This is a genomic window from uncultured Agitococcus sp. (genome assembly GCF_937920075.1).
Classification (GTDB): domain Bacteria; phylum Pseudomonadota; class Gammaproteobacteria; order Pseudomonadales; family Moraxellaceae; genus Agitococcus.
In genome coordinates this window covers 1-9,887 of sequence record NZ_CALETI010000362.1, presented here as the reverse complement: position 1 = coordinate 9,887, position 9,887 = coordinate 1, and the positions used below count along the sequence as shown (strand labels likewise).

Here is a 9,887-nt window from a genome sequence, read left to right as displayed (position 1 = left end):
GTAGTTTTGCAGAAAGCTATACGTTATCAGTCACTCAATTAACTAATGATAATAGTGATTTATTAAATGTGATTGTCGTTCAAGATATAAACAATAATGACATGCTGTCGGTGATGAAATATGGTAAAACGTAGCGTATTTGAACGTGGTGATATTATTCGTGTGTGTTTAAATCCAACATCAGGCCGTGAATTACAAGGTGATTTTAGGCCTGCACTGGTACTTTCGCCAAAAAAATTTAATGAATTGGGTATGACATTAGTTGCCCCGATTACACAAGGTGGCGATTTCTCGCGTTTTGCAGGCTTTGCCGTCACCTTGTCAGGCGCAGGCACAAACACGCAAGGCGCGATTTTAGTTAATATGATACGGATGATGGACGTAACAGCACGTAAGGCCGAAAAAGTTGAAGTAGCACCTGCGGCTATTGTTGAAGAAACTTTAATGCGTTTAGAGGCAATATTAGAACGCTAAATAAAAAAGCCCCATCAATCGCAAAATTGACGAGGCTTTTTAGAGTCAGCAAAACACGTTACACGTAGCGCACTTCACTAATTTCGTATTCAACTTTGCCTGACGGTGTGGTAATCGTCACGGTGTCGCCTTCTTCTTTGCCCATTAAACCACGAGCAATGGGCGAACCAGAGGAAATTTTACCTAACTTAATGTCAGCTTCGTCTTCGCCAACAATTTGATAGGTTTTGACTTCACCTGTTTCGACGTTTTCAATATCAACCGTTGCACCAAAAATTACCTTGCCATTATTGGTCATCTTGGTGATGTCAATAATTTGCACATTCGATAATTTGGCTTCAATTTCTTTAATACGACCTTCAGCAAAACTTTGTTGTTCACGCGCTGCATGATATTCGGCGTTTTCTTTTAAATCGCCATGTGCGCGTGCTTCAGCAATCGCCGCGGTAATCCGCGGACGCTCAACATTTTTTAATCGGTCGAGTTCAGCGCGTAAGGCATCTGCCCCCGCCACTGTCATCGGATAACGTTGCATGACTAAACCTCCAAATGCAAGTCTTGTAAACGAGCAACCGATAACTCACCTTGTGCTTTTAAGGCTTGGCACACTGCATTTGCACCACTAATCGTGGTGGTGTAATACACTTTACCTTGTAAGGCACTGCGACGAATCGAGAAGGAATCTTGTTGTGCTTGTTTACCTTCGGTGGTGTTAATAATTAAATTAATCTCACCATTTTTTAACATATCAACAATGTGTGGACGACCTTCAGTCACTTTATTGACACGCTTACAAGGTACACCTGCTTGCGCGAGAATTTTTTGACTGCCACCTGTAGCCACCAAATTAAAGCCTAAAGCGATTAAATCACGGCCAATTTGTGGCAATAAGGCTTTGTCGGAGTCACGCACAGAAATAAAGGCACAACCACCATTCGGTAATTTTTCGTTAGAACCAAGCACGGCTTTATGGAAGGCTTCACCAAAGGTTTTGCCAACGCCCATAACTTCGCCTGTTGATTTCATTTCTGGCCCTAAAATTGGGTCAACACCAGGGAATTTAGCAAACGGGAATACCGCTTCTTTGACGCTAAAATAAGGTGGAATGATTTCTTTAGTAAAGTTTTGGCTTTGTAAGCTTTGACCAGCCATACAACGTGCAGCAACTTTGGCTAATGACACACCAATACACTTCGACACAAACGGCACAGTACGAGAGGCACGAGGGTTTACTTCTAAAACATACACATCGTTGTTTTTAACCGCGAATTGTACGTTCATTAAGCCAACAACACCCAACTCACGCGCCATATCAATCGATTGTTGACGCATCACGTTTTGTACTTGTTCATCTAAAGCATACGGTGGTAATGAACAGGCCGAGTCACCTGAGTGAATACCTGCTTGTTCGATGTGCTGCATAATGCCGCCGATGACTACTGTTTCGCCATCAGACACACAATCCACATCCACTTCAATCGCATCATCCAAGAAACGGTCTAATAACACAGGCGATTCATTGGACACTTGTACCGCTTCACGCATATAACGACGTAATTCTTCTTCGTTATAAACGATTTCCATCGCACGACCACCCAACACATAGGAAGGACGTACCACTAAAGGATAACCAATCTCGGCTGCTAAACGTACACCCTCTTCTGGGTTACGTGCAGTACGGTTTGGTGGCTGACGTAAATTTAAACGCTCAACCATTTGTTGGAAACGTTCGCGGTCTTCGGCACGGTCAATCGCATCTGGGCTAGTACCAATAATTGGCACACCAGCAGCTTCTAAATGACGGGCTAATTTTAAGGGTGTTTGACCACCGTATTGCACAATCACGCCTTTAGGCTGTTCAACACGGACAATCTCTAACACGTCTTCGAGGGTAACTGGCTCAAAGTACAAACGGTCAGAAGTGTCATAGTCGGTAGAAACGGTTTCTGGGTTACAGTTAACCATAATCGTTTCATAACCATCTTCACGCATCGCTAAGGCTGCATGCACACAACAATAGTCAAACTCAATACCTTGACCAATACGGTTTGGACCACCACCTAACACCACAATTTTGTCACGTTGTGAAGGCTGTGCCTCACATTCTTCTTCGTACGAAGAGTACATATAGGCAGTGCTAGTGGCAAATTCAGCAGCACAAGTATCAACACGTTTGTAAGTTGGATAAACACCCAATTCCCAACGTTTTTTGCGCAATTGCTTTTCGCTAACGCCTAATAAACTGGCTAAACGGCTATCAGAGAAGCCTTTACGCTTTAAGCCCCATAACACATCACGGCTACAACCCGCAAAACCTAACTGTTTGACTTGAGCTTCGGCTTTGATGACGTCTTCGATTTGCACCAAGAACCAAGGGTCAACCGCAGAGTATTCATACACTTGTTCGACGCTTAACCCTGCACGGAAGGCATCACCAATGTACCAAATACGGTCAGGGCCCGGATTTTTTAATTCGTGACGTAATTTGTCTTCAGATTCTGGCGCAGCCAAATTCAATTTTGGACTAAAACCATCTGCACCAACTTCTAAACCACGTAAGGCTTTTTGTACAGACTCTTGGAAAGTACGGCCAATCGCCATCACTTCACCCACCGACTTCATTTGAGTGGTTAAGCGTTGTTCGGCTTGTGGGAATTTCTCGAAGGTAAATCTAGGTACTTTGGTCACTACATAGTCGATGGATGGTTCAAAAGACGCAGGGGTTTTGCCGCCTGTAATGTCGTTTTGCAATTCATCTAAGGTATAACCCACCGCCAATTTAGCGGCCACTTTGGCAATGGGGAAACCTGTTGCTTTGGAGGCTAAAGCAGATGAACGGCTAACGCGTGGGTTCATCTCAATCACCACCATACGACCCGTTTTTGGATCAATACCAAACTGAACGTTAGAACCACCTGTTTCTACGCCAATCTCACGCAATACCGCAATACTGGCATTACGCATGATTTGATATTCTTTGTCGGTGAGGGTTTGGGCAGGGGCAACAGTAATCGAGTCACCTGTATGTACACCCATCGCGTCAAAGTTTTCAATCGAACAGATAATAATACAGTTGTCGTTTTTATCTCTCACAACTTCCATTTCGTATTCTTTCCAACCAATCAACGATTCGTCGATTAACAATTGATGAGTGGGTGATAAATCAAAACCACGCTCACAAATTTCGACAAATTCTTCACGGTTGTAAGCAATACCACCGCCCGAACCACCCATGGTAAAGGATGGACGAATAATGACTGGAAAACCAAAACGTGATTGAATTTCTAAGGCTTGTTCCATCGTTTCTGCAATAGAGGCGCGTGGACATTCTAAGCCAATTTTACGCATCGCTTGGTCGAATAATTTACGGTCTTCCGCTTTTTCAATCGCTTCTTTGGTTGCACCAATTAACTCAACACCAAACTTTTCTAATACACCGTTAGCATCCAAGGCTAAAGCACAGTTTAATGCGGTTTGACCACCCATCGTTGGCAATACCGCATCTGGACGCTCTTTTTCGATAATTTTAGCAACCGTCTGCCATGTGATTGGCTCGATATAGGTTGAATCGGCCATACTCGGATCGGTCATAATCGTCGCAGGATTGGAGTTAACCAAAATAACACGATAGCCTTCTTCGCGCAGAGCTTTACAGGCTTGTGCGCCAGAATAGTCAAACTCACACGCTTGGCCGATGACAATCGGACCTGCACCAATAATCAGAATGCTTTTAAGGTCTTGCCGTTTTGGCATCACTCTACTCCAATAAAACGCTTTTGGATTTAGCTGCCCTCACTCTAACTCTCTCCCACAGGGAGAGAGACCCCCTCTCCTTTGGGAGAGGGTTGGGGTGAGGGGCATCATCTAGTCTGCAAAATTTGTCTATAAGCCTGCATTGTTGCTTCAATACCTTGTTCTAGGCATTCCACAATTAATGCATGACCAATGGAAACTTCTAAAATATTTGGAATTTGGACAAACCTTGGTAGGTTTTGTAAATTCAAATCATGCCCTGCATTGACCCCTAAACCTGCTTGTTGTGCCAATTGTGCGGCACGCGCAAACTGTTGCCATACAACCTCTTCATCAGCTGTGCCAAACGCTTCAGCATACGGTTCGGTATACAACTCAACCCGTGCTGCACCAATTTCTTTGGCTAAGGCAATATCAGCATTGTCATAATCAACAAACAAACTGACTTCAATACCCAAAGGCGTTAGCTCTTGGCAAATTTGCTGCAAAAACTCAGCATGTTGGCGCAAATCCCAACCGTGATCTGAGGTAACTTGCTGTGGGTCATCAGGGACTAAGGTACATTGTGCAGGACGATTTTGTTTCACAACCGCCAAAAAGTCAGGGGTTGGATAACCCTCAACATTTAATGGCTGTTGATAACGATCACATAAGGCTTTGAGTTCAACCACATCTTGATAACGTGCATGACGTTGATCAGGACGTGGATGCAAGGTTATGCCACTTGCACCAAGCTGCAAAAAACGCTCAGCAAAGTAGTTAACATCAGGGTAATTACGCCCTCTCGAATTGCGGATTAGCGCAATTTTATTGATGTTGACAGATAAAGCGGTCATACCTTGTTTACTCTTGTTAACCCTCACCCCAACCCTCTCCCAAAGGAGAGGGAGTTAGAGTGAGGGTAATAATTACTTCGCCTGATGCGATTAAAACGCGCTAATTGCGGTGCAATGCGTAAGCCTTCATTAACTCAATAAAATGGTCAAACAACTTATCAGCATCGTGTGGGCCTGGACTTGCTTCAGGATGGCCTTGGAAGCTAAATGCAGGTTTATCGGTACGATGAATGCCTTGTAAAGAACCATCAAACAAGGATTTGTGTGTCGCACGCAAGTTTGCTGGTAAACTTGGTTCATCCACCGCAAAACCATGATTTTGGCTAGTAATCATTACCCGACCTGTTGCTAAATCTTGCACAGGATGATTCGCACCATGATGGCCAAATTTCATTTTTAAGGTTTTTGCACCAGAAGCCAAGGCTAATAATTGATGACCCAAACAAATACCAAACACAGGAATATCTGTGGTTAAGAATTGTTTAATGGCTTCAATGGCATAAGTACATGGCTCAGGATCACCAGGACCATTAGACAAAAACACACCATCAGGATTCATGGCTAACACAACATCCGCAGGGGTTTGTGCAGGCACAACAGTCACATCACAACCACGGTCAACTAACATTCTTAAAATGTTGCGTTTTACACCAAAGTCATAAGCAACCACTTTAAATTTGGCTGGCTCTTTTGGTGTCACGTGGCCTTGACCTAATTGCCAAGAGCCTTCTGTCCACAAGTAGTTGTCAGTCACGGTCACGACTTTTGCTAAGTCAGCACCTTTTAAACCACCAAAACCGCGTGCAGCAGCTAATGCAGCTTCTTCACTGATATTGTCGCCTGCTAAGATACAACCGTTTTGTGCGCCTTTTTCACGCAAAATACGGGTTAAACGACGAGTGTCAATATCAGCAATACCCACAATACCATGACGTTTTAAGTAGTCAGATAAGGTTTCTTGACTACGGAAGCTACTGGCAACTAAAGGCAAATCACGAATAATTAAACCAGCTGCCCATAATTTTGCAGCTTCTTCATCTTCGTTATTGATACCTGTATTACCAATATGAGGATAGGTTAAGGTAACGATTTGTTGACAATAAGAAGGGTCGGTGAGGATTTCTTGATAACCTGTTAAGGCCGTATTAAAAACAACTTCCCCAACAGTGCTACCGTCAGCACCAATAGCAGTTCCCCGAAAAATACTGCCATCTGCTAGGGCTAAAAGGGCGGGCTTACTCAAACGAACCTCCGCGCTAAACTTTGCGATTGTACACTTACAAAAAAGCGAGACAGAACTAGACACAACGGTGATTTTGTCATCCCGCTGACCTATTCGCCTCGCTTAGAAAAAATTTGCGCGATTCTACGGAAAAATGCGCAAAAAGTCCAATTTTGTTTGCAATTTTAAAATTAAGGCACAGCCTTCAACAACCCATGTTTCAACATATAATCCGTACCTTGATAATAACTCATTGCTTCTTGCACCAACTCAGGATTTGCCTCCGCACGTAACACTTGATCGGTTGCCAAAGGTTGACGATGAATTTCAACATGTTTTTGTGGTGATAAAATGACTAAATCATCATTTTTATACAAACCCAAACGCTGATAGGTAGCAATCAAGGCTCGTTGCTGATTTTGTGGGGTACGCAAAATATCACGACCAATAAAACGACTGACATAATCCATATTTAATAAACCCAAAATGGTTGATGGGACATCCATCTGACTGGCGATTTGGTCAATTTGTTTTGGGGTGATATGTTGTGGAGCGTAAATAATTAAAGGAATATGATACCTTTCTACAGGTACGGCAGTTTTGCCTGCACTGCCTGAACAATGGTCTGCACTAATGACAAAAATAGTATCGTTAAACCACGGCTTTTGTTTGGCTTGTTGTAAAAAATTAGCAATTGCCCAATCGGTATATTTAACCGCACTACTCCACTTTTTTTGTGGCGCATTAATACGGCCTTGAGGAAAAGTATAAGGCCGATGATTAGAGGTGGTCATGACAATAGAAAAAAAAGGCTTTTTAGCAGCATAACTTTTATCAGCTTCACGCAAGGTGCGTAAATATAAGTATTCGTCAGCGACTCCCCAAACATTAGCAAAACCTTGTTCATCTTCACTAAAATCTGTACGGTCAATGACCTGATAACCATTACCCGCAAAAAAAGCATTCATATTGTCAAAGTAACCATACCCCCCATAAATAAATTTGCTGTCATAGCCTTTTTTATTCAGCACAGAGGCTAAAGAAAACAAACCATCATTATGTGGCCGCCGCACCACAGCACTACCTGCGGTAGGAGGAATACCTAAAGTTAAGGCTTCTAAACCGCGTACGGTACGATTGCCTGTGGCATAGTATTGGCTAAAAAATAGGCCTTGTTTGCTGAGTGCATCTAAATGTGGGGTTAAATTTTCTTGATTACCAAATGCTGCCATATAATCGGCACTTAAACTTTCGACCGTAATTAGCATCACATTTAAACGGCGTTCAGCTTCTGGCACATTAACCTGACGGGTGACATCAAATAATTCGTGAGGATGTAATAATTGCTCATGCGGCAACACCACATTGGCTTTTAATAAATTAGATGCTTTTTGCTGATCCTCAATGGTTTGATAAAAAGTGGGATAATCTAACTGGTTGTGTCTAAAAGCATAAAAAAACTGAAAGACACCATTTCGTGCCAATTCTTCAATATACATATTATTCGATAGTTGTGGCACATCGTTACCGCGTAACTGCCCGACCCCAAACATCAACAATATTGCTGTTATTAATGAAATTACGCGCTGCTTTTTATTGAGAGGATTATTAATACTGTCTTGAATTTGAGAGCGTAATAAATAGGTGATTGCCAAGGCAATAACAGCGACCGTTGATAAAATGGGGATAACTGGATAAGACTCCGAAATATTACCTGTCACTTCTCGGCGATAAACCAAATAATCGACGGCAATAAAATTAAAACGAACATTAAATTCTTGCCAAAAAAACCATTCAGCAACAACAACAAAACCGAGTGCAAATAAATAACTACTGGCAAGGACTAACGTTGCTTTGTGTCCCCATGCTTTTTGTCGCCACTTTTCGGGGACAAACACGCCCAAAATGGCAAACACACCATAAACATAGACAGCAACAACACCATCAAACAATAAACCACGTAAAAATACGCTCGCCAACTCGGCAGGATTGTTATCTAGCTGTGGCCAAGAAATAGCCGTTAATAACACACGCAAGCCACTAAAAGCCAATAAGGTTAAAAAAGCAAGCATAGCGGGCAAATTAAACCGCCATAAAGTTTGATGTAGGCTAAACATGAAAGTCGTCTAAGAAAAATAAAGACTGATAGGGTGCGAGACTTTACTTAAAAAAGACTTAACACATCATTGATAAATTGTACCCGTTGTGTAAAACCATTTACCCTGCTCTTTAACAAATTGTGAGCGCTCATGCAAAACATGATTTTTCCCTAAACTTTTAAAATGGGCTTTAAACTCAACAATACCTGTATGGTCATTAGCTTGACCCTGCTCTTTATCCATCACTTCTAAACCTAACCATTGCGTATGTTTAAACGACTTTTTTAGAGCTTTTAATTCGTCTGCTTGGCGATGATCGGGATGATGGGTATCGACTAAATATTGGGCTTTTTCCAAGACAAAAGCTGTGTAACGTGAGCGCATTAACTCTTCAGCGGTTTGTGCTGTTTGTTGGCTTGCCCAAAAACGTTGGCAACAATCTTGATAAATTTTGCTTGAGCCACAAGGGCATACATCTGTTTTTTTCATACACAACAACTCATTAATGTTTGGGCATTATCTTGATTCGCCAACGCAAGTAAAGCATTTAATTGCTGCAAAACATCTTTAATATTGCTGGCTTCTTGATGTGGATGGCTTAAATAATTGGCTAATTCTTGATGTAAGGCCGCACACCATTGATTTAAACAAGCCACCGAAACGATTCTTTCTGTTTGGCCAATATCGGCCAATTTTCCCATCATTAAACGATAGGTTGACTCCGACAACACATCTAAACCATTAGCCAAAATAATAAATTGAAAGTCTCGGTCTAATATCACTTCATGTTGTTGGTAAGAGAGATAAATTAATGAGGACATTTATTTATAAACTCACAGGCAACGCAGTTCGATCCATGACTTTACGCAACACAAAACTACTATGCACACCTGTTACACCTGTAATTCGGGTAATACGATTGAGCAATAGCTCTTGAAAACCATCCATATCTTTGACCACTACTTTGAGTTGATAATCAGCAGATTGCCCCGTAATTAACAAACACTCTAATACTTCGGGAATATCCACAATACTTTCTTCAAAATAGTTAAAACGTTCGGGCGTATGCTGATCCATCGAAATATGAATCAACGCCATTAAGCTTAATCCCAATTTTTTAGCATCAACTAAAGCACGATAGGCGGTAATAAAACCTAAGTCTTCTAAAGTTTTGACGCGTCGCAAACACGGTGAAGGCGTTAAGCCAATTTTATCGGCAAGGTCTTGATTGCTGATGCGACTATCTTGTTGCAATAGCTCTAAAATTTGGCGGTCGTAGCGGTCGAGTTGCATAAGCCAACCTTTAATGATGGGTTTCCTTCGTCAATCCAGTCTACGCGCTGCTATAAGTCAAATATATTTTATTCGCATTTGCACCATTTTAGTCCGTTCTTTCGCCTCCATCCATGAACCGATGCGGTAAATATTATGGTCTGGTTTTTAGAGTTTGAGTATGGGCATAAGGTGCAAATTTTTGATTGTAGTGATTTGAAAGAAATGCCC

General features: G+C 42.0%; 9 protein-coding genes. 1 reads left to right on the top strand and 8 read right to left on the bottom strand.

Annotation, left to right across the window (positions count from 1 at the left end):
* Positions 1–120: 120 nt before the first annotated feature.
* On the top strand, positions 121–474 hold the full coding sequence (locus Q0212_RS12420) for a type II toxin-antitoxin system ChpB family toxin (RefSeq protein ID WP_297925976.1): 354 nt from the start codon (positions 121–123) through the stop codon (positions 472–474).
* 58 nt (positions 475–532) lie between these two features.
* Here Q0212_RS12420 and greA read toward each other — a convergent pair whose 3' ends face one another.
* The 8 genes from greA to Q0212_RS12380 all read right to left on the bottom strand — a co-directional run bounded on the left by greA (position 533) and on the right by Q0212_RS12380 (position 9,677).
* Positions 533–1,009, bottom strand: a complete 477-nt coding sequence (gene greA / locus Q0212_RS12415; RefSeq protein ID WP_297925974.1) for a transcription elongation factor GreA — start codon at positions 1,007–1,009, stop codon at positions 533–535.
* A gap of 2 nt (positions 1,010–1,011) precedes the next feature.
* Complete coding sequence (carB, locus tag Q0212_RS12410; protein ID WP_297925971.1) at positions 1,012–4,227, bottom strand: carbamoyl-phosphate synthase large subunit; 3,216 nt, start codon at positions 4,225–4,227, stop codon at positions 1,012–1,014.
* Between the two features lie 107 nt (positions 4,228–4,334).
* Positions 4,335–5,063, bottom strand: a complete 729-nt coding sequence (locus Q0212_RS12405) for a pyridoxine 5'-phosphate synthase (RefSeq protein WP_297925969.1) — start codon at positions 5,061–5,063, stop codon at positions 4,335–4,337.
* Between the two features lie 100 nt (positions 5,064–5,163).
* A complete protein-coding gene (gene carA / locus Q0212_RS12400; RefSeq protein ID WP_297925967.1) occupies positions 5,164–6,306 on the bottom strand; it encodes a glutamine-hydrolyzing carbamoyl-phosphate synthase small subunit in 1,143 nt (380 codons plus the stop codon).
* A gap of 170 nt (positions 6,307–6,476) precedes the next feature.
* On the bottom strand, positions 6,477–8,402 hold the full coding sequence (locus Q0212_RS12395) for an LTA synthase family protein (protein ID WP_297925965.1): 1,926 nt from the start codon (positions 8,400–8,402) through the stop codon (positions 6,477–6,479).
* A gap of 66 nt (positions 8,403–8,468) precedes the next feature.
* A complete protein-coding gene (locus Q0212_RS12390) occupies positions 8,469–8,873 on the bottom strand; it encodes a YchJ family protein (protein ID WP_297925963.1) in 405 nt (134 codons plus the stop codon).
* Positions 8,870–9,205: a hypothetical protein gene (locus Q0212_RS12385; RefSeq protein ID WP_297925962.1), complete on the bottom strand. Its 336-nt coding sequence runs from the start codon at positions 9,203–9,205 to the stop codon at positions 8,870–8,872. Before Q0212_RS12385 ends, Q0212_RS12390 begins: the two co-directional genes overlap by 4 nt.
* A 4-nt stretch (positions 9,206–9,209) precedes the next feature.
* Positions 9,210–9,677, bottom strand: a complete 468-nt coding sequence (locus Q0212_RS12380; protein ID WP_297925960.1) for an Lrp/AsnC family transcriptional regulator — start codon at positions 9,675–9,677, stop codon at positions 9,210–9,212.
* Positions 9,678–9,887: the final 210 nt, after the last annotated feature.

Coding starts and splice junctions, on each gene's coding strand:
- greA (WP_297925974.1), bottom strand. CDS start 1,009: ATGCAACGTTATCCGATGACAGTGGCGGGGGCAGATGCCTTACGCGCT.
- Q0212_RS12420 (WP_297925976.1), top strand. CDS start 121: ATGGTAAAACGTAGCGTATTTGAACGTGGTGATATTATTCGTGTGTGT.
- Q0212_RS12405 (WP_297925969.1), bottom strand. CDS start 5,063: ATGACCGCTTTATCTGTCAACATCAATAAAATTGCGCTAATCCGCAAT.
- Q0212_RS12385 (WP_297925962.1), bottom strand. CDS start 9,205: ATGTCCTCATTAATTTATCTCTCTTACCAACAACATGAAGTGATATTA.
- Q0212_RS12390 (WP_297925963.1), bottom strand. CDS start 8,873: ATGAAAAAAACAGATGTATGCCCTTGTGGCTCAAGCAAAATTTATCAA.
- Q0212_RS12395 (WP_297925965.1), bottom strand. CDS start 8,402: ATGTTTAGCCTACATCAAACTTTATGGCGGTTTAATTTGCCCGCTATG.
- Q0212_RS12380 (WP_297925960.1), bottom strand. CDS start 9,677: ATGCAACTCGACCGCTACGACCGCCAAATTTTAGAGCTATTGCAACAA.
- carB (WP_297925971.1), bottom strand. CDS start 4,227: ATGCCAAAACGGCAAGACCTTAAAAGCATTCTGATTATTGGTGCAGGT.